The sequence below is a fragment of the Natronorubrum halobium genome, assembly GCF_051351675.1.
Lineage (GTDB): Archaea > Halobacteriota > Halobacteria > Halobacteriales > Natrialbaceae > Natronorubrum.
This window is the reverse complement of record NZ_CP195595.1, coordinates 288,756-308,042: the sequence shown is the minus strand read 5'-3', so window position 1 is coordinate 308,042 and position 19,287 is coordinate 288,756. Positions and strand designations below refer to the sequence as shown.

20 protein-coding genes are annotated in these 19,287 nt (G+C 66.1%); 9 read left to right on the top strand and 11 right to left on the bottom strand.

What is annotated here, in order from left to right:
• Nucleotides 1-24: 24 nt before the first annotated feature.
• Nucleotides 25-1,323: a histidine--tRNA ligase gene (gene hisS / locus ACSFC7_RS01480; protein ID WP_436345997.1), complete on the bottom strand. Its 1,299-nt coding sequence runs from the start codon at nt 1,321-1,323 to the stop codon at nt 25-27.
• A 184-nt stretch (nt 1,324-1,507) separates the two neighbouring features.
• Here hisS and ACSFC7_RS01475 point away from each other — a divergent pair, with 184 nt between their 5' ends.
• The gene (locus ACSFC7_RS01475) at nt 1,508-2,548 is read left to right on the top strand and encodes a sensor histidine kinase (protein ID WP_436345996.1); all 1,041 of its coding nucleotides are present in this window, start codon (nt 1,508-1,510) and stop codon (nt 2,546-2,548) included.
• Nucleotides 2,549-2,705: 157 nt separating this feature from the next.
• On the opposite strand, the gene ACSFC7_RS01470 is transcribed toward ACSFC7_RS01475, so the two are convergent.
• The 3 genes from ACSFC7_RS01470 to ACSFC7_RS01460 form a co-directional block, all read right to left on the bottom strand.
• Nucleotides 2,706-3,302, bottom strand: coding sequence for a DUF7411 family protein (locus tag ACSFC7_RS01470; protein ID WP_436345995.1), 597 nt, complete (start codon nt 3,300-3,302; stop codon nt 2,706-2,708).
• Complete coding sequence (locus tag ACSFC7_RS01465) at nt 3,302-3,652, bottom strand: DNA-binding protein (RefSeq protein ID WP_436345994.1); 351 nt, start codon at nt 3,650-3,652, stop codon at nt 3,302-3,304. The genes ACSFC7_RS01470 and ACSFC7_RS01465 overlap by 1 nt, the downstream gene beginning before the upstream one ends.
• 104 nt (nt 3,653-3,756) lie before the next feature.
• Entirely contained in the window at nt 3,757-4,209 is a 453-nt protein-coding gene (locus ACSFC7_RS01460; RefSeq protein WP_436345993.1) for a 30S ribosomal protein S19e, read from the bottom strand.
• Nucleotides 4,210-4,386: 177 nt separating this feature from the next.
• Here ACSFC7_RS01460 and thiL point away from each other — a divergent pair, with 177 nt between their 5' ends.
• The gene (gene thiL / locus ACSFC7_RS01455) at nt 4,387-5,277 is read left to right on the top strand and encodes a thiamine-phosphate kinase (protein ID WP_436345992.1); all 891 of its coding nucleotides are present in this window, start codon (nt 4,387-4,389) and stop codon (nt 5,275-5,277) included.
• 18 nt (nt 5,278-5,295) lie between these two features.
• On the opposite strand, the gene ACSFC7_RS01450 is transcribed toward thiL, so the two are convergent.
• The 3 genes from ACSFC7_RS01450 to ACSFC7_RS01440 all read right to left on the bottom strand — a co-directional run bounded on the left by ACSFC7_RS01450 (nt 5,296) and on the right by ACSFC7_RS01440 (nt 8,184).
• Nucleotides 5,296-6,459, bottom strand: a complete 1,164-nt coding sequence (locus tag ACSFC7_RS01450) for a site-2 protease family protein (RefSeq protein ID WP_436345991.1) — start codon at nt 6,457-6,459, stop codon at nt 5,296-5,298.
• Nucleotides 6,460-6,829: 370 nt separating this feature from the next.
• Nucleotides 6,830-7,075 carry a DUF7123 family protein gene (locus ACSFC7_RS01445; protein ID WP_436345990.1) on the bottom strand — a complete coding sequence of 82 codons (246 nt, stop codon included), beginning with the start codon at nt 7,073-7,075 and terminating at the stop codon, nt 6,830-6,832.
• A 251-nt stretch (nt 7,076-7,326) separates the two neighbouring features.
• Nucleotides 7,327-8,184: a molybdopterin synthase gene (locus ACSFC7_RS01440; protein ID WP_436345989.1), complete on the bottom strand. Its 858-nt coding sequence runs from the start codon at nt 8,182-8,184 to the stop codon at nt 7,327-7,329.
• A 109-nt stretch (nt 8,185-8,293) separates the two neighbouring features.
• Here ACSFC7_RS01440 and ACSFC7_RS01435 point away from each other — a divergent pair, with 109 nt between their 5' ends.
• The 4 genes from ACSFC7_RS01435 to ACSFC7_RS01420 all read left to right on the top strand — a co-directional run bounded on the left by ACSFC7_RS01435 (nt 8,294) and on the right by ACSFC7_RS01420 (nt 13,889).
• Nucleotides 8,294-9,370 carry a CapA family protein gene (locus tag ACSFC7_RS01435; RefSeq protein WP_436345988.1) on the top strand — a complete coding sequence of 359 codons (1,077 nt, stop codon included), beginning with the start codon at nt 8,294-8,296 and terminating at the stop codon, nt 9,368-9,370.
• Nucleotides 9,371-9,499: 129 nt separating this feature from the next.
• Complete coding sequence (pyrH, locus tag ACSFC7_RS01430) at nt 9,500-10,225, top strand: UMP kinase (protein ID WP_436345987.1); 726 nt, start codon at nt 9,500-9,502, stop codon at nt 10,223-10,225.
• On the top strand, nt 10,222-11,994 hold the full coding sequence (gene lysS, locus ACSFC7_RS01425) for a lysine--tRNA ligase (RefSeq protein WP_436345986.1): 1,773 nt from the start codon (nt 10,222-10,224) through the stop codon (nt 11,992-11,994). The genes pyrH and lysS overlap by 4 nt, the downstream gene beginning before the upstream one ends.
• 65 nt (nt 11,995-12,059) lie before the next feature.
• Nucleotides 12,060-13,889, top strand: a complete 1,830-nt coding sequence (locus tag ACSFC7_RS01420; protein ID WP_436345985.1) for a site-2 protease family protein — start codon at nt 12,060-12,062, stop codon at nt 13,887-13,889.
• Nucleotides 13,890-13,976: 87 nt separating this feature from the next.
• On the opposite strand, the gene ACSFC7_RS01415 is transcribed toward ACSFC7_RS01420, so the two are convergent.
• The gene (locus tag ACSFC7_RS01415) at nt 13,977-14,606 is read right to left on the bottom strand and encodes a PadR family transcriptional regulator (protein ID WP_436345984.1); all 630 of its coding nucleotides are present in this window, start codon (nt 14,604-14,606) and stop codon (nt 13,977-13,979) included.
• Nucleotides 14,607-14,816: 210 nt separating this feature from the next.
• Between ACSFC7_RS01415 and ACSFC7_RS01410 the strand changes: the two genes are divergently transcribed.
• Nucleotides 14,817-16,385 carry a heme-binding protein gene (locus ACSFC7_RS01410; protein ID WP_436345983.1) on the top strand — a complete coding sequence of 523 codons (1,569 nt, stop codon included), beginning with the start codon at nt 14,817-14,819 and terminating at the stop codon, nt 16,383-16,385.
• A 50-nt stretch (nt 16,386-16,435) separates the two neighbouring features.
• On the opposite strand, the gene ACSFC7_RS01405 is transcribed toward ACSFC7_RS01410, so the two are convergent.
• The gene (locus ACSFC7_RS01405; protein WP_436345982.1) at nt 16,436-16,606 is read right to left on the bottom strand and encodes a hypothetical protein; all 171 of its coding nucleotides are present in this window, start codon (nt 16,604-16,606) and stop codon (nt 16,436-16,438) included.
• Nucleotides 16,607-16,692: 86 nt separating this feature from the next.
• Here ACSFC7_RS01405 and ACSFC7_RS01400 point away from each other — a divergent pair, with 86 nt between their 5' ends.
• A complete protein-coding gene (locus ACSFC7_RS01400) occupies nt 16,693-17,148 on the top strand; it encodes a hypothetical protein (protein WP_436345981.1) in 456 nt (151 codons plus the stop codon).
• A 102-nt stretch (nt 17,149-17,250) separates the two neighbouring features.
• On the opposite strand, the gene ACSFC7_RS01395 is transcribed toward ACSFC7_RS01400, so the two are convergent.
• Together ACSFC7_RS01395 and ACSFC7_RS01390 are read right to left on the bottom strand one after the other, a co-directional pair.
• Nucleotides 17,251-17,640, bottom strand: a complete 390-nt coding sequence (locus tag ACSFC7_RS01395) for a DUF5611 family protein (protein ID WP_436345980.1) — start codon at nt 17,638-17,640, stop codon at nt 17,251-17,253.
• Nucleotides 17,641-17,843: 203 nt separating this feature from the next.
• Nucleotides 17,844-18,830, bottom strand: a complete 987-nt coding sequence (locus ACSFC7_RS01390; RefSeq protein WP_436345979.1) for a DUF7093 family protein — start codon at nt 18,828-18,830, stop codon at nt 17,844-17,846.
• A gap of 138 nt (nt 18,831-18,968) precedes the next feature.
• On the opposite strand from ACSFC7_RS01390, the gene ACSFC7_RS01385 reads away from it, so the two are divergent.
• Nucleotides 18,969-19,268: a DUF6432 family protein gene (locus tag ACSFC7_RS01385; protein WP_436345978.1), complete on the top strand. Its 300-nt coding sequence runs from the start codon at nt 18,969-18,971 to the stop codon at nt 19,266-19,268.
• Nucleotides 19,269-19,287 lie beyond the last annotated feature (19 nt).

The following is a 19,287-nucleotide window of genomic DNA, read 5'->3' as shown; positions in this document are numbered from 1 at the left end:
CTGAAAATCGCGTGGCGGCGACGCCTACTCGAGGTCGTCGAACGTCGGCCGCTCGAGGTCGCCGGGGAACGAATCGACCGGCACCTGCGTCTGGTCGCCCGACTCCATGTCCTTGACCGTCACTTCGTCGTTCTCGAGGTCCTGTTCGCCGACGATGACGACCGTCTCGGCGTTGATCGAGTCGGCGTAGTTCAGTTGCGCGCCGAACGAGCGATCGGCGACGTCGGTCTCGACGACGTGACCCTCCTCGCGCAACTCCCGACAGATTCGGGACGCTTCCGTTCGCGTGTCGCCGATCTGGAGGACGTAGTAGTCGGTCGTCACCGCTTCCTCCGGCCAGACGCCCGCACGCTGCAACAACAGCGGCAGCGTCGCGTGCCCCGGTGCGACACCGACCGCGGGCGTCGGCTGGCCGCCGAACTGCTCGATCAGATCGTCGTAGCGGCCGCCGCCGAAGATCGACCGCGAGACCTCGCCGGTCGAGTCGAAACACTCGAAGACGACGCCGGTGTAGTAGTCGAGTCCGCGCGCCGTCTCGAGCGAGATCGTACAGTACTCGCGGGCGCCGAAGTCCGCCGCGGCGGCGAGCACGTTCTGGAGGTTCTCGACGGCGTCGGTCACGCGCTCGGTGTCGGCGAACGCCTTCACGTCCTCGAGGTCGCCGCCCGCGATCAGCTCGTCGAACTCGGCGGCCTGCTCCGCCGTCAGCCCGGCCCCGATCAGCTGGTCGTGGTACTCGACCTGCGAAATCTTGTCCGATTTGTCGACCGCGCGGATCGCGGCTTCCGTATCGACCTCGGTATCGTAGCTCTCGAGGACGCCGCCCAGAATGTCCCGGTGAGAGATCCGGAACTCGAAGTGTTCCCCCGTCAATCCGAGTCCGGTCAGCGCGTCGGCGGCCCACGCCAGAATCTCGGCGTCGGCCTCGGGCTCCGCGGAGCCGAAGATGTCGACGTTGGTCTGGTAGAACTCCCGCTGCCGGCCCTGCTGAACCTGTTCGTAGCGCCAGAACGGTCGCGTCGAGACCCACTTGATGGGTTTCGACAGCTCCTGCTGTTTCGCCACGACCATCCGCGCGACGGTCGGCGTTAGCTCCGGCGTGAGCGTGACGTGGCGACCGCCCTGGTCCTCGAAGGCGTACAGTTCGTCGACGATGTCGTCGCCGCTCTTGTCGGTCCACATCTCGGCTCGCTCCAGGGCCGGCGTCCCGATCTCGCGAAAGCCGTAGCTGCGAGCGGTCTCCTCCAAGACGTCGATGGTCGCCCGTCTGGCGGCCATCTCGCCGGGATAGAAGTCACGAAAGCCCTTGATCCGGTCGTACATGCTCGTTCGTTCGAGCACGGCGAACTTCTATCCTGTTATTCCCGACCATCCCGTCAGTCCCGAACGGCCGCTGCGTCGATCGCGGAGTCCGGCCTTTCGTACGCGCTCTCTGCCGATTATTTCGACTCCGATACCGCTGAGATACTCCCGTAAATTGATATCTTCCTGCGTGGAGGGTGAGCCTGTGCAACGCATCGCGGACGACGATTGGGTCACCGAGATCGGCAAGCAGCTTCCAGTCTCGCCGCTGTCGGTCCTCGGATTCGTCCTCGCGGCCACGATCGGCGTCCGGATCGCCGGCGAGAACGTCTCGAGCCAGGCGCTCCTCGAGAGCGTCTTCCCGCTGGTGACTGCGACGGCGGTCGTCCTCGCCGATCGCTTTCTGGTGGCGCTGGACGTGCCGATCCGCGACCGACTCACCGTCTTCGCGTACGCGCTCGGCGGCTTTCTCGCGGCGTTCGTCGTGACCGCGCTCCACCTCTACATCGCCTACCTCGAAGGGACCGGCGCTCACGCGCCGTTGTACCTGCTGTTGATGGGCGGGACGATGGGCGTCGGTGCCGGCACCATCGCCGGCGTCTTCGACATCAAACAGCGGGCGGCGACCCGTGAGGCGCGCCGCCAGAGCGACCGACTCGAGGAGTTCGCGAGCGTGGTCAGCCACGACCTCCGGAACCCCCTCAGCGTGGCGCGGGGTCGCCTCGACGCGGCCTTTCGGACCGGCAGCGCCGACCACCTGAAAGAGGTCGACGAGGCCCTCGAACGGATGGACGAACTGATCGAGGCCTCGCTGTCGGTCGCCCGCAACGGGACGCAGGTCGAGGAGACGTACGAGGTGCCGCTGATCGAACTCGCCAGCGACGCCTGGGCGGCGAGCGCGACCGGAGACGCGACCTACGAGGTCGTCGACTCCCGGACGCTGCAGGTCGACCCCTTGCGGGCGAAACAGCTCTTCGAGAACCTGTTTCGCAATTCGCTGGACCACGGGCGAGACGACGTTCACGTCCGCGTCGGTCCCTGTGACGGCGGGTTCTTCGTCGAGGACGACGGGCCCGGAATTCCCGAGGACGAACGCGACAAGATCCTAGAACAGGGCTACTCCACGTCGACCGACGGTTCGGGGCTGGGGCTCGCCATCGTCCGCGCCGTCGCCGACGCTCACGGCTGGTCGATTACGGTTACCGAGAGCGATTCGGGTGGCGCCCGATTCGAGTTCACTCGCTAGCGCGGTCGGCGTCGCTCACTGAACGTTCTGTCGTCGTATCCGTCGAGAGCAGGGAGCGGACGAGCGCGCCGACTCCGACGACGAGCGGGAAGACCCGCTCTGTCTTCGGTGCGAGAGCCACTCAGACGAGACGAGGCGAGACCACGGAACCGATGCACTACTCTCGCTGGACGCCCGTCACGTACGTCTGCGTGTGATCCGGGAAACACTCCGCGATGGCGCTGGGTCCGTCTTCGTCCGCGATGATCGCTCGCAGTTCCGCCTCGTAGTCGGCCCGGTCGATCTCCTCGCTCGGGCCGACGGTCACCTCGAGTTCCGCCTCGACCAGTCGATCGACGGCGGTGCGCCCGAACCCCGACAGGGGCGCGATGTAGTCGACCTCGTGGCGATCCTCGAGACTCTGGGCTTGCGCCCGCGAGACCGTGGGGACGCGGTCGTCGCGCCGAGTGCCGTCCGCGATGGCGTCGTACTCTCGTGCGGCCAGTCGCTCTAAGGCGTGGAGGTGGACCTGCTGGATGCCGTTGCGGGGGAATCCGTCCTCGCGAATCGTCGCGGCGGCGTCGCGGGCGACGTCGGGATCCAGTTCGAGGCGTTCGAACTCGAAGCCGAGGGCCGCGGCCGTCTCGCGGGCGTGCGTCCAGTCGTCACTGACGCCGAAGTGAGCCGTCACGAGGGTGACGTCGTAGAACTCCTCGAGGAGAAGTGCCGCGAGCGTCGAGTCTTTGCCGCCGCTGTAGAGCACGCCGAGTTCCATCAGCGACGCGTGATGTCGAAGCTCTTCGAGTCGGGCTTCAGTTCCTGGAGGAGTTTCTTCATCTTCTCGTCGTCGATCTTCCCCTGAATGCGGCCGCTCTTGGCCAGCGTGACGACCTGCCGTTCGACTTGTTCGCCGAACTGCGGTTTGCTCATCTTGACCGTGTTGAGCCGTTTCCGGGCATCGTCGGTCAGGTACTGGCGCAGTAGGGCCTGTTGCTGGGCTTCGGCCTGCTGCTGGGCTGCCTCCTGCGAGCCGCCGCCCTGTTGGCCCTCGGCCTGTTCCTGTAACTGCTCCATCTTCTTCTGTCGGAGCTCTTCAAGTTTCTCCTCGTCGGGTGAGCCACTCATACGAGTACTGTTGTGTCGCACAGTGGAAAATGATTACGGACGCGACGCACGACTGCAGGTGCTCGAGATCGTGTCCGTCGGAAAACTGGTCTCGCGTCGCGTCGTTACGCGTAGCGCTCGAGTTCCGGACGGTCGAGCTCTTCGAGAACGGTGCCGGCGGTGTCGTCGAGCAGGCTCTGGCCCGCGGGCGTGATGCGTCGGCCCTCACCTTCGGCGGTTTCGACGAGATCCTCTTCCTCGAGCTGCTGGAGGATGGTCCGGATCAGGTTCTTCGAGCCGTCGGCGCGTTTGTCGGGCGCGACCTGGTAGCGGTTCGAGGTCTTTCCGCCGCCGTACTCGGTCGAGAGTCGCTCGACGCCGACGGGGCCGCGGTCGGAGACCTTGCGCAGGAGACTCGCGGCGCGGGTCGCCCAGAAGGTTTCCTGTTCCGGTGGGAGTTCGCGGTCGACACCGCTCTTTACGAACTTGCCCCAGTCGGGTTCGTCGAGCCGTTCCTCGAAATCGTCGGCGAGCGCCTCGATGAGGTCGTCCGCCGGAACGTCGTACATCGTAGCCATTGGCGTGAGGTTTCCGGCCGCGGCATTTAACACCATCGTATTCTACCGGTCTCTCGGGGTTCGTGCGGAGTATGTACACGGGTTTCACGATCTCCACGGGATCACGCTCGAGAGACCGTCCTCGTTCTCGCGGCCGCAGCCCGGACCGTTTTTCGTGCTGGACTCGAAACGCCCGGTATGGACGAACGCGCCGCGCTGGCGCTGCTGGAACGCGAACTCGAGGCTGCCGGCGACGACGCCGCCGTCGTCGACGGCCTCGTGATCACGACGGACATGCTCCACGAGCGGACGGACTTCCCGGCCGGAACGACCCGCTACACGGCGGGCTGGCGGGCCGTCGGCGCATCGCTCTCGGACGTCGCCGCGATGGGTGCCGAGGCGACCGCCGCCGTCGCGGCCTACGCGGCTCCCGAGTTCGACGCCGAGGAACTGCTCGCGTTCGTACGCGGCGCGAGCGACGTCTGCGAACGCGTCGACGGCGAGTACGTCGGCGGCGACCTCGACGGCCACGAGGAGTTCACCGTGACGACGACGGCGATCGGTCGAACCGACGATCCCGTCCGCCGCAGCGGTGCGACCGCCGGCGACCTCGTCTGCGTGACCGGTACGCTGGGTCGCAGTGCGGCCGCCCTCGAGTTGTTCGAGCGCGGTGCTCCCGCCGAGGATCGGGAGCGACTCGAGCGCGCGAACGACCTGTTCCGATTCGAGCCGCGGGTCGCGGCCGGTCGAACGCTCGCGCCCCGCGCCACCGCGATGATGGACTCGAGCGACGGGCTCGCCCGATCGCTGCACCAGCTCGCCGACGCCAGCGACTGCGGATTCGCGATCGACGCCCACCGGATTCCGATCGACGACGCGCTGCTCGAGGTCGCCGACGGCGACGCGCTCGACCGCGCGACGACCTTCGGCGAGGACTTCGAACTCGTCGTCACGCTGCCCGAGGACGCGCTCGAGACCGTTCGGTCGGCCCTCGAGGTCGAGCTATCGGTGATCGGCTCGGTGACGCCGTCCGATCGCGGAATCACGATCGACGGGAAGCCGCTCGAGGATCGCGGCTACACGCACTGACGGCGGAGTTGGGATCCGCTACTGAATGACCTCGAGCGGGACGGGCATGAAACAGAGCGCTCCGAGTCCGAACGTGACGACACCGAGGACGAGGCGGCCGGTCCCCAGCCGTTCGTCGGTGACCGGTCGGGCCGCACCCGCCGTCGCGAAGAGTGCGGTCAGGATGCCCCAGAAGACCCAGATGAACACCGACTGGAGGGCGTACCCGCCGACGAAGTAGAGGTAGCCGGCGAGACCGAGCAGCGCGGGCGGAACGAGCGTGCTGATCAGCCCGTGGAACTCGCCGGCCATCGCCCGGAGGATGTGGCCGCCGTCGAGCTGGCCCACCGGGATCAGGTTGAGGAAGGTGACGAACATGCCGACCCAGGCCCCGATGACGACCGGATTGACGTTTCGCGTCGGATCGTCGGTGTACATCGGCCGATCGACCGCCCACGCGAGCAACTCGAGCATCGGCGGGATGCCCAGTCGGAGTCCGGCCCCGTCGGCCTCCTCGAGGAGCGGCTCCGGAACGGTCACCGGCGGCATGTGGAGCCCGACGATCGCGACGGCGACCGTCGCGACCAGTCCGGCGAGCGGGCCGGCGACGCCGATGTCGAACAGCGCCTTCCGATCGGGCATCTGTCCCTTCAGCTTGATCACCGCGCCCATCGTCCCGATGATCGTCGGGATGGGGATGAAGTACGGTAGCGAGGCGTCGACCTCGTGGTACCGGCTCATCACGTAGTGGCCCAGTTCGTGAACGCCGAGTACCCCGAGAATCGCGAGCGAGAAGGGCCACGCCTGCATCATCTCCGCCGGATTCGCCAGCGGATCGAGCTGGGGATACCACCACAGCGCGCCGACGAACAGCGTCGACACCACCGTCGCCAGTAACAGGAACAGGTTCGTCCAGGGAACCCCGTCGATTCCGAGGTCGATCGGTTCGGCGACGAGCACGTACTCGCCGTACCGAGTGGTCAGCTGCGGATCGTAGCCCGCGTTTCGGAACGCCGGCCACAGCTCGCGCATCGCCTGCTCGGGATGCACCCGCGGGTCGCCGTAGTACACTAGCTGGTCGCCCTCGGTTCGGATCTCGTAGATCGTAAACACGGATTCGATTCGCTCGAGCGGCGGCCCGGCGTCGAGAGACGAGCCGTCCGTCCGCGCCGATCCGAACTCGGACGAGTCGACGTCGTCCATCATCGGTGAGTCAAGGGCTCCTCGTATAAATCGCCTGTCGTCGGTCGCGCCGACCGGCTTCGAGTTCGACTCGAGCACCGAGCGCGTCGCTACGCGGCACGGTCGCCGTCTCGCCGGCGGTGCGGTCGCAACCGACCGTTCGCACACCGGCGAACGTCGTTCGATCGGGCGTGTACTGACCGCTCGTAGCGTTATCGCGTCGAAACGGAACGGGCCGGAGGAGAGGGGTGTCCGACCCGACCCGCGGTGGGGAATTCAGGGCGCGTCCCGACTCGCATCGGGGGTGCATTACGCAGGGTGTGGGGGATGGGGATCGCGGGAGATCCGTCGCGTCACGGGGGTCAGGGTGACCGACGAGACACGATGTGCGTCAGGCGGGGGCGACGCGCCAGGTGGTCGCACTCGTGTACGACCACTTCTCGATCTCGAGGTCGCTGACCGAGTCGGAGAGTTTGACCATCAACGCGCCGATCTCTTTGGGGGACATACCGACGTCGTCTGCGATGAACTTGCCTTTGAAGTACAGCTCACCGTCTTCTGCGCGGTCACGCAGGTAGCTCTTCAGGCGGCGTTCTTTGCTTTCCGTGGAGGGTTGGGCTGTCGTGCTCATCGACATCAACCGCTTGTGGGGGGAATATGTTATAAAGGAAGGATGGTTAGCGGCATTTCGTTTGTGTTCAGCGATTTGGGGGGTAATTGACGTTTTATTCTCATTTACGAGAATGTTTATCGAACGACGAGAGGGGCCGAGACGTTTTAAAACCCGTTCTAATCTATTATCACCCCCAGAACTTCCACGGGTATTAGAATATCCTTCTCCGATAGGGTTGGCCTATTTTGAACGGTCCACCCGTGAAAACAACTCCCCTACGACCGCTCGTGGACCCAGAACTCGTCGTCGACCGTCACTTCCTTCTTGAACAGCGGGACCTCGTCTTTCAACCGGTTGATCCCGTCTTCGACGGTCCGAAACGCCTCTCCGCGGTGGCCGGCCAGCACCACGACGAAGACGATGTCCTCGCCGTCCTCGACGACGCCGGTGCGGTGGTAGAGTTCGACTTCGAGAACGCCGTCGCGCGCCTCGAGGTCGGTCTCGAGGGTGGCCATGCGCTCCTCGGCGATCCCCTCGTACTTCTCGAACTCGAGGTACCGGGTGCGCGCGTCGTCCGCGTCGTCTTTCGCTCGGACGCGTCCGGTGAACGTGGCGATCGCACCGGACAGCTCCGCCTTCGGTGACCGTTTGACGCGGGCGACGAGCGACTCGAGAGTTTCGTGGGGATCGTGGTCCTCGAGGGCGGCCACGACCGCGTCCGGGTCGAGGTCGCCGGGGGCGTCGACGGCTGCGATAACGCGTTCGTCATCGGGTTCACCGTCCTCTCGAGACGTCGACGCCTCACCGTCAGCGCCGACGACGACCGTGGGATGGCGGAGCCCGTCCACGCCGACCACGACCGCGTAGTCGCAGTCGACCGCGAGCTGGTCGACGACGCTGTCGACGGTCATTCCCGTTCCGGAGGCCGTCCAGTCGCCGTCCGCGCCGAGTTCGTAGCTGACGTCGCCGCCGACGGTCAGCGAGTCGTGGGCCTGCATCCCGTCGGCGATCGTCGCGTCGTACCTGACGACGCCGACGCGTCCCTCCCGCTCGAGTCGATCGACGAGTCGGTCGACGACTCGCCCGAGCGCGTCGCCACCCGCCCCGTGATCGCGAACACCGAGTACGTACATGTCTTGACCGTGGTGCCGTCGGACTTTGTAGCTGTCGACGCGGAAACCCGTTCGGCGGGACGGACCCTCCACTGAGAGAACTTTGCCCCTGGGGTGCCAACTGTCTCACATGACTCGCCGGATCGGATTCACGGGTGACGTCATGCTCGGACGACTGGTCGACGACCGACAGCGCAGTCGGCCGGTCGACGCGGTCTGGGGTACCGTCTCGGACCGACTCCACCGACTCGACGCCCTCGTGATCAACCTCGAGTGCGTGCTCTCCGCGCGCGGACGGCAGTGGCGGCGAACGCACCGCCCGTTCCACTTTCGCGCCGATCCCGACTGGGCGGTGCCTGCACTCGAGCGCGCCGGCGTCGACGTCTGCGCGCTCGCGAACAACCACGTACTGGACTACGAGGAGGTGGCGCTGCGGGACACGCTCGAGCACTTAGACGAGGCCGGGATCGCGCGAACCGGAGCGGGGGAGACGATCGACGAGGCGCTCGAGCCGGCGGTTCTGACGGTCGACGGTAGTGCGGAGGAGGGTGACGAGTACGAGGGCGGCGAGGGCGAGAAACGGGACGATCGCGGCCTCGAGCTGGCCGTCGTCTCATTCACCGATAACACACCGGAGTACGCGGCCGACGAGAAATCGCCTGGAACCGCGTGGGTCGACATCGACGTGGACGACGAGCAGACGAGACGACGCGTTCGCGAGGCCCTCGAGCGCGCACGCGAATCGGATCCGGATCTGCTGGTCGCCTCGCTGCACTGGGGCCCCAACATGGTCACGGAGCCGCCCGACTCCTTCCGGGAGTTCGGTCGCTGGCTGATCGACGAGGGTGTCGACCTCATTCACGGCCACAGCGCACACGTCTTCCAGGGAGTCGAGGTCCGCGACGGCTGCCCGATCGTCTACGACGCGGGCGATTTCGTGGACGACTACGCGGTCGACGCGGAGTTGCACAACGACCGGAGCTTTCTGTTCGTGCTTTCCGTCGCGCCCGAAAAGCGGGGCGACGGGACGACGTGGCGGCCGACCGAACTCCGCCTCGAGCCGATCGAGATCGACGACTGTGCCGTCCACGAGGCGAGTTCGGACGCGGCCGACTGGTCGCGAGACCGGATGCGGGAGCTGTCGTCACCCTTCGGTACCGCGTTCGAGCGCGACGGCGAGGCGCTCGTGCTGTCGCTCGACGCGTAGATCCGTCCCGTCGCTCGAACCGCGAGCTCGCGGGCGATCCCGCGAACTCGTCCCGTGTTCGAGTGAGACACGCGCGCTGCCTCCCAGTTGGCAACCCTTAAGATAGCAACCCGGTTACACCGGGATAGCATGAAAGTGGTCGTCTCTATCGGCGGAAGCGTGCTCGTGCCCGAACTCGGCACGGATCGGGTGGCCGAACACGCTGCCGTCGTCGAAGACCTCGTCGCGGACGGCTGTCGCGTCGGTGCCGTCGTCGGGGGCGGCGGCGTCGCACGCGAGTACATCAACGCCGCCCGCGATCTGGGGGCGAACGAGATCGAACTCGATCAGTTGGGGATCGACGTCACCCGACTCAACGCGCGCCTGCTTATCGCCGCACTGGGCGGGGACTCGGTAACGGCACCGGCCAAAGACTACGAGGAGGCCGGCGAAGCGCTGCAGCGAGGCGGCCTCTCCGTGATGGGCGGGGTCGCACCGGCCCAGACGACCGACGCCGTCGGGGCCGCCCTCGCGGAGTACGTCGACGCCGACCTGCTCGTCTACGCGACCAGCGTCCCCGGCGTCTACAGCGACGATCCCAACGAGAACGCCGAGGCAACCAAGTACGACGAACTCTCCGCGACGGATCTGGTCGACGTCATCGCCGGCCTCGAGATGAACGCCGGCGCCTCGGCACCCGTCGACCTGCTGGCCGCGAAGATCATCCAGCGCTCGGGCATGCGGACCATCGTCTTGGACGGCACCGATCCGGACCGGATCTCGCGCGCCGTCCGCTACGGCGAGCACGACGGCACCGACGTCATTCCGGAGGGCGCGGGCGAAGAACCGACCTACTGGGCGCGGGACGAACGATGAGCGACGAGAGTCCGTACACCCTTCAGCGCGAGGACGACGAGGAACATCACGCTTTCTGGGCGGATGCCGTCGCGGATCGGGTAGAAGAACGGAATCCGGAGGAGCCGATCGTCGTCAAGGGCGGCATCTCGCCGTCGGGCGTTCCCCACCTCGGCAACGTCAACGAACTCCTGCGGGGCTACTTCGTCGCCGAAGTGCTTCGCGAGCGCGGCCACGAGGTCCGGCAGGTCTTTACGGCGGACGACCGCGACCCGCTGCGAAAGCTGCCTCGCACGCTCTGCGATCTCGAGGGGAACCTCGTCGACCTCGGCGACGTCGACGCGGGCGCGCTCGGACGCAATCTCGGCGCGCCGTACACGGACATTCCGGACCCGTTCGGCTGCTGTGACTCCTACGGCGACCACTTCTCGAACATCATTCAGGACAGCGCCGACGCCGTCGACGTGCCGATCGAACTCGTTTCGAACACCGAACTGTACGAGTCGGGCGACCTCGAGGACGTGACCCGATTCGTGCTCGAGCACCGCGAGCGCGCGCGTGAGGTGCTCTCCGAGTACCAGGACAAGGTCGACGAAGACTACGTCCCCTTCAATCCGATCTGTGCGGAGTGCGGCAAAGTCACCGAAACCGTCACGAGCGTCGATCTGGATGGCGAGGTGCGAAGCGCCTCGGATAGTCGAGTAGCGAGGGACTCGGAGAGTCCCTCGAACCATGCGAGCGGGCCGGAGGCCCGCGAGCAGACGGGGAGCGAAGCGACCCGCAAGACAGCCGAGCCGCCGACCGTGGACTACACCTGTACCGACATGGACGCCGGCGACCGCACCATTGAGGGCTGTGGCCACGAGGGCACCGCGACGCTGCGCGAGGGAAAGCTGCCCTGGCGCTTCGAGTGGCCCGCCCAGTGGCAGACCCTCGGCGTCGACTTCGAGCCCTTCGGCAAGGACCACGCTGAGGGCTCCTGGCCCAGCGGGCAAGACGTCGCGCGCAACGTCCTCGAGATCGAGCCGCCCGTCCCGATGGTCTACGAGTGGTTCACCCTCGAGGGCGAGCCGTTCTCCTCCTCGGAGGGGAACGTCATTCTGGTTTCGGACGTGCTCGAGTTACTCGAGCCCGAAGTCCTGCGCTACTTCTTCGCGAAGGATCCCGCGAAGGCCCGGGACTTCAGCATCGAACGGCTCGACCAGTTGGTCGACGAGTTCGACCGGCTCGAGGCGATCTACTTCGACGAGATCGACGCGGACGAGGACGAGACGGCGTTCGCGAAGCGCGTCTATCCCTTCGTGGTTGAAGAGCCGAGAGCGGAGCGCGTTCGGCTTCCTTACACGTTCGCCGCCGTGCTCGGGATGACCGACGACCCCGACCTGCGCGAGGAGATCGCCCGCCGGGAGGGCCACATCCCCGACGACGCACCCGAGTGGGCGGTCGAGGGCGCCCTCGAGCGCGTCGAGCGCGCGCGAAACTGGGCGCGACGCACCGAAAACGAGTTCGACTACGAACTCAAGCGCTCCGAGATTCCGGCCCACGAGTTCGACGCGGCGACCGAGGAGGCGCTCGAGGAGCTCGCCGACTTCATCGAGGCGGGTCACGAACCCGACGAGATTCAGGGAGAAATCTACGAGACGGCGCGACGCCACGACGTCGACGTCGGCGACTTCTTCACCGCGGGCTACCGGCTCTTCTTCGACGAGGAGCAGGGGCCGAAACTCGGCTCGTTCCTCGCGAAAGTCGACCGCGAGTTCGTCGTCGACCGACTGCGTCGGGAGCGCTGAGGGTTCGTTTCCGGTCGACGGAATAGACAAAAGCCCTTTGAGAACCCCTCCCCGAAATAGGACCAATGGACTACGGTTTCCCTGCTGTCGTCTCGGTTCCCGAACTCTACGGCTCGGAGACGCTCACGTGGGTCGTCGCCGGCCTGCTCGTCTACTGGTTCGGGGTTATCGCCCTTCAGCGAGCGGATCTGCTGCCGGAGTACGTCGGGACGCAGGGACCGATTCTCACGTTCCACACCAAACGCGGTCGGGCGTTTCTCGACCGACTGTCGAAACCGAAGCGGTTCTGGCGGGCGTGGGCGAACCTCGGGGTCGGCATCGCCCTCGTCGTGATGGTCGCGATGTTCGTCCTCCTGTTGCTCGCGGCGATCTCCGCGATCACGTCGCCCCAACCGACCGGCGGCGTCCAACAGCCTCGAAACGTCGTTCCGTTCCCCGGCGTCAACGACTTCCTGCCGCTCTCCGCGACGCCCGGTATCGTCGCCGGCCTCCTCATCGGTTTGGTCGTCCACGAGGGCGGCCACGGCCTGCTCTGTCGCGTCGAGGACATCGGCATCGAGTCGATGGGCGTCGCCATGCTCGCGATCATCCCGTTCGGTGCGTTCGTCGAACCCGAACAGGAAAGCAGCAAGAACGCCTCGAGAGGGGCCCAGACGCGGATGTTCGCCGCGGGGGTTACGAACAACTTCGCGGTCACGATCCTCGTTTTCGCGCTCCTCTTCGGTCCGATCGTCGGGGCCATCGCCGTCGCCCCCGGTGCCGCAGTCGGCGGCGTCGCACCCAACTCACCCGCCGCCGACGCCGGTGTCGACCCCAACGACCGCATCACCGCCGTCGACGGCGAGCAAGTCGAGACGAACGACGACCTCGCCGACCGCCTCGAGGACCGCGACGGGCAGCAGGTCGATCTCGAACTCAACGGCGAGCGCACCGTCACGGTCGACCGCTCGTTGCTCGTGACCGCCGCGATGGAAGACGGTCCCGCCGGCGTCGACGCCGGGAGTGCGATCGTCGAGGTAAACGGCCAGTCCGTCGCGACAGAGCGCGAATTCCTCGAGGCTATCGGCGACGACGAGGTCGTGACGCTGACGATCGCCACCGAGGACGGCGACCGAAGCGAGCGCGAGGTGCCGATCGGCGCCGCGGTCGGTGTCGTCGAGGACGGCCCGCTCGAGGCGGCGCTCGGCCCGACCGACGAGACGTTCGTCATCACGTCCTTCGACGGGGACCGGACTCACTCCTACGACGATCTCGATGCGTTGCTCTCGGACACCGAACCGGGAGACGAGGTGACCGTCGCCGGCTATCTCGACGGCGAGCGCGAGGAGGTTACCGTGACCCTCGGTGACCATCCCCGCGACGACACCGGGTTCCTCGGCGTCAGCCCCAATCCCGGCACGTCCGGCTTCGAAGTGAGCGATATCGGCGTCCAGCTCTACCCCGCCGAGGAGTATTTGGCGATTCTCGGCGGCGGTGACGGCAGCAGCTACGGCGGGGTGGCCGACTCCTTCTTCGGAAAGATCGGGCTCTCGATACTGCTCCCGGTGATCGGCGTCATCGGCCTGTTGCCGTTCAACTTCGCCGGCTTCACCGGCGGCGTCCAGAACTTCTACGAGGTTCAGGGATCGCTCGCGGCGCTCGGCGACGGCACGGTCTTCGTCGTCGCGAACATTCTGTTCTGGACCGGCTGGATCAACATTCAGCTCGGCTTCTTCAACTGCATTCCGGCGTTCCCGCTCGACGGCGGGCACATCCTCCGGACGAGCACCGAGGCCATCGTCTCGAGACTCCCCGTCGAGACGACTCGCGGTCACGTTCGAACGGTGACGACGACCGTCGGGCTGACGATGCTCGTCAGCTTCCTCATCATGTTGTTTCTCCCCTTCCTCCTCTAGGGGCTGCCGGTTCGGGTTCGAACCGCTAGACCGGACGACTCGATTTCGAACTGACGAGAAGGGGACTCGAGTCGACTCCGTCGAACGCTAGTTGGCCGCGTTTTCCTCGCCGTCCGCGTCGTCGGCATCGTCGGTTGCGTCTGCGTCCGTGTCCACGTCGTCGGCATCGGTGTCTGCGTCTGCGTTCGTCTCCTCGACGTCCTCGTCGATGCCGTGGCGCTCGTAGAACTCCGCCGGCGTCGCCTCGACCCGCTCGAACTCGGTGTCGAAGTAGTGTTCGTGGTGGCGGACGACCTGTTCGACGATCCACTCGCTGAACGTCTCGTCGAACCGCCACTCGCCGTCTTGCTCGGGAATCTCGAACCGCTCGTCGGTCGAGAAGGCCGCGTAGACGTGGAAGAAGCCGAGAATCACGTCGGCGAAGTCCCGCGCCTTCTCGGTGCAGCTCTCGCGGCGCTCCGCGAGTTCCGCGTGCCCTTCCTCGGTGAGTTCGAAGTACTTCCGGTCGGGTTCGTCCGCCCGTTCGATCCGTTCGGTCCACCCTTTCTCCTCGAACTTGTAGAGGATGGGGTAGACGGAGCCGTAGGAGGGCTCCCAGTGGCCGCCGCTGATGTCTCGAATCTCCTTCAAAATTTCGTAGCCGTACCGCGGTTTCTCCTCGAGGAGTTCGAGAACGAGATAGGCGATGAGTCCTTTCGGCGGCCCACTTTTCCGCATGTACCCCGTGATTTAAACCGCCGTACGTAAAGGGTTTCGGTCGGTTCCAATACTGGCGAGCGGGTGGCTGAGACTGGTGTATTCGGCTATCTACCGTTCGACGGTTCGACAGTCGTCGAGTTCGATCGCACGCGGGTCCGCGGAATCGACATCGGCGATGCCCGTCGCGAAACCCGGTCCTTCTTAGCGTCGCCGGCCCAACCCGCGCACATGGAACGACGGCAGCCGCCACAGACCGAAGAGGGCTGGTACGTCCTGCACGATTTCCGGTCGATCGACTGGGACGCCTGGCGCGACGCCCCCGAACGACGGCGTTCGCAGGCGATCGACGAGGGTATCGACTACCTCTCCGCCGCCGAGACCGTGACCGATGCCGACGAGGGCGACTCGGCGACGTTCGCCGTCATCGGCCACAAGGCCGACCTGCTCGTACTCCACCTGCGGCCGACGCTCGGCGACATCGACGCCCTCGAGCGCCGGTTCGAACACACGGCGCTCGCCGAGTTCACCGAGCGAGCTGACTCCTACCTCTCGGTGACGGAGGTCTCGGGCTACATGTCTCAGGACTACTTCGACGACGACGCCGAGATGGACGACACCGGGATGGAACGCTACATCGAGTCGCGACTCAAACCCGAGATTCCGGACGCGGAGTTCTGCTCGTTCTACCCGATGGACAAGCGCCGCGGCCCCGAGGACAACTGGTACGACCTGCCGTTCGACGAGCGCGCCGAGCACCTCTCGAGCCACGGCGAGATCGGCAAGGGGTACGCCGGTCGCGTCACCCAGATCATCTCCGGCAGCATCGGGCTCGACGACTTCGAGTGGGGGATCACCCTGTTCGGCGACGACCCGACCGACGTGAAGGAACTGCTCTACGAGATGCGGTTCGATCCCTCGAGCTCCCGATTCGCGGAGTTCGGCCGCTTCCTCTCGGCCCGCAGATTCCCGCCCGAGAACCTCGGCGCCTACCTCGCGGGCGAACGGATTCCCCGGGAGGGCGGCGATGCTCACGGCGGCCACCATCACGCCGACGAGAGCGGTGGTCATCACCACGGCGATTCGGACTCGAGCGGCCACGCTCACGGCGGATCGGAATCCGGCAGCCATCACGGAGACGCTGGAGGCCACCACGGCGACTCCAGCGGCGGCGGTCCACCCGGCTCCGACGGCGAGGACGTCCGCAGCGAACTCGAGGAAATCGGCGTCTACGCGGGCCAGCCACACGGTGAGGACGTCCACGCGGTCGTCCTCTACTCCGAGGCCGACGCCGACGACCTGTTCGACGAGGTCGACGGCCTGCGGACGAACTTCGACCATTACGATACGCACGTGAAGACCGCGGTGTACGAGCCCAGCGACGCGGGATCCCGAGGCGACGACGCCGAGAACGCTATCGTCAGCCTCTGGGAAACCGAACGCGCCGCGAACACGGCTGCCGGCTTCCTCGCTGATCTTCCCGATATCGTTCGGCAGGCAGGGGACGATAGCAGCGATTCGTGGGGCACGATGGGTATGTTCTACACCGTCGAACCCGAGCACCGCGAGGACTTCGTGGGGACCTTCGGCGACGTCGCCGGTCTGCTCGCGGATATGGACGGCCACCGCAAGACCGACCTGCTGGTCAACCGCGAGGACGAGAACGACATGTTCATCGCCAGCCGCTGGGACTCCCGCGAGGACGCCATGAAGTTCTTCCGCAGCGACGCCTTCGGCGAGACCGTCGAGTTCGGTCGCGACATTCTGTCCGACCGACCGCGACACGTCTTCCTCGCCTGATCGGGCGCGATTCGACTCGCCGTTTTCGTCGTCCGTCCTCGAGCGGGTGACTACGTCTCGTCGTAGAAAAAGTAGCCGGCGAGCCCCGCGAGTCCCAGTGCAAGCGTGATGTACGGCCAGTTTCCGGCCTCCCGATCCGTCAGCGAGGCGTGGCCGGCGACGAAGACCGCGAAGCCGACGTGGGTGACCAGCGTCGCGAGCAGGAACGCGGCGAGATCCATCGTGCGGATGATTTTACGGGCGAATCATAGCCGTTTCGGACCGTCCCGGGGAAACGTTCTCGAGGCCGGTCCACGATATCCACAGTGTGAATCGACGCGCGTTCATCGCCCTCGTCCCGTCGATCGCTCTTTCAGGCTGCTTGACGCGGCTCGGACTCGCCGACCGCGTCGAAATCGCCCGGAAGTCCGTCCGCCTCCAGCCGTCGGAGACGGCCGATCCGATCGACGCGGCGGTACGGCGATACGACTCCGACGAGCGGGCGTACTACGACGGCGAGATCCACGACGCGCTCGCCGACGAGATCGGGGCCGACGAGCCGCTCGTGCTCTCGGACGCGCTCGTCACGGACCTCCAGCGCGAGTTCGAGAGCGTCGAGTATCGGATCCGCGCCTGTGAGACGGGCGCCGAGGACGACTGTCGGCGCACGACGCTCGTCCGCGAGGACTTCAACGAACTCGAGGTCGGCGACGTCGCGGACCTCGTCTTTCGCAGCTCCGGCGGGCTGGTCTCCGTCCACGAGCGACGCGAGGAGCGCGACTGACCGATCGACTGCCGGCGCTCGCGCTCGCTGGTCGTCGAACCGGACGCGAAGCTCTCTGACTGCTGTGCGACGCAGAAACGCGCGACAGCGGTTACCGTCCGATCAGGCGTCGACGTCGTGGTCCGGATCGTCCTCGACGGATCGCTTCATCGAGTCGCGGCGGGACTTGGCGTCCCGGCCGGTCGCCTCGAGCAGGAAGTCGTTTTTCGCGTCGACGGCGTCGGCCGCGGCCTCGAGTTCGTCGGGGCCGAGTTCGGTGGGATCGCGTTCGTAGAACTCGACGCCGAGTTTGTCCTTCTTGCCGGAGTACTCGATCGTCCCGACGACGACCTTTTCGAAGACTGGATTGTCGGGTTCGCCGATCACGAAGAGGTCGCTTCCCTTGTACTCCTCCGTGTCGGTGATGGGGCCGAAGTAGTCCACAACTGTCGACTCCATATCGGGGATTCGCTCCTCGAGATACTCACCGCGACGCATCTTGTACTCCTTCATGAATCGGAAATACACGGCGGACTGTTTACCTCTTTTCATAGCCGATCTTCCGACCCCTCGACGGACGGCGCGAGCAACGGCTGGGGACGCTCCGCGACGGTCCGGGTTGGACTCTCCGGAGGACGGTGACGGTATCGGCCGATCGGTGGCTGCCTCGAGCGCCCCCGTCGAACCGCGACCGATCGGCTGATCTGTCGGCTGCGCTACCGTTCTCGTTCGCCGAGGTAGCCCTTTCGGCACTCGGGGCAGATGTCGCCGGCACGAAGCGAGCTCCGGTCGTTGTTAGCGACGTACTCACATCGCGGACAGTAGAACTCGGTAGGGACGTCGTCACGAGCCGTTCCGCCGCTCTGGCCGGGTGTCGGGGCGGTTTCCGCTCGCTCGATACCGGATCCCGAGTCGCCGCTGGCGTCGGCCTGCGTCGTCGCGTCGCCCGCGTCTCGGGCGTCGTTCGGGCTCGGCGCCGTCGTGGTCACCGATCGAGCGTCGGCCGCCGCGGCGGACTCGACTCCGTTGGCGGTCGCGTCGGTGTCGTCCTCGAGGACGACCGCGTCGTCGGTTACCTCGGTGTCGGCATCGACGACCTCGGCGTCGTCGCCCGTCTCGTCGATTAGCGCTGCACCCTCGTCGTCCGCGTCCGCGGCGGACTCGTCGCTGTCCGGCCACTCGGTGGGCTCGTTTTCCGTGCCGACGGGCGGACCGACGTCGTCCGAGTCGGGCCACTCGCCGTGTTCGCGATCGCGGTCCGGTGTCGACTCCTCGTCGTCGAGGATCTCGCCGTCGTCGGTGACGGGATCGCCGTTCTCGTCGGTCGGGACGTCGAACTCGTCCTCGTCGTCGGAGTCGGCCGGATCGACGTCACCGTCGGCGTCGATGAACTCGGCGTCTCCGTCGCCTTCGGAAAACTCGACCTCGGTGTCGGCATCTGGCGGTGTTTCGACGGCGTCGTCGTCGGTCGGTGCAGTTGCGTCGGACTCGAGTTCGTACTCGTCGGGAAGTGCGTCGGCGGCCGTCTCGGTGGAGAGGCTCGTTACCTCGGTGTTCTCGCTGATGACGTTTCGGTCGCCACAGCGGGCACACTCTTCGTACTCCTGGACGGTTACGACGACCTCACTGCCCCGTTCTTCGCGCTCGCGTTCGACGTCGGTGTCACCGTAGTCGTGACCGAGCAGCGAACATCGCAGGACCATTGTCCCACCGTACCCAGTCACACCATAAAAAACGTACTGCCTCTCGAGACACGAGTTATACCACGAGCACCTCGATCGGTCGCGGCCTGCTCACCGAACGACAAACGTCAAATCCCCGGTCGTCGAATACGGAGACGGATGAGAGCAAAGCGGGAGTACCGGGACCGGGAATCGACGGAGGTGGCGGTACTCGACGCGCTCGTCGATCGTACCGACGACGGGATGACCGTCTTCGAACTCCGCGCCGCCGTCGAGGTCGACATCGACGAACTCGAGTCGGCGCTGTCGACGCTGAAAGAAGACGGACTGATCACCGTCGAATCCGGGGCCAGCGAGACCGTGATCAAGCCCGCCGACCGGGTCGTTCCAGACGCACCGACCGACGAAGACGACGCGCAGTCCATCGGCGACTGGATCCGCGAGCGACTTCCCTTTTGAATCGAAACGCCTGTGGGGT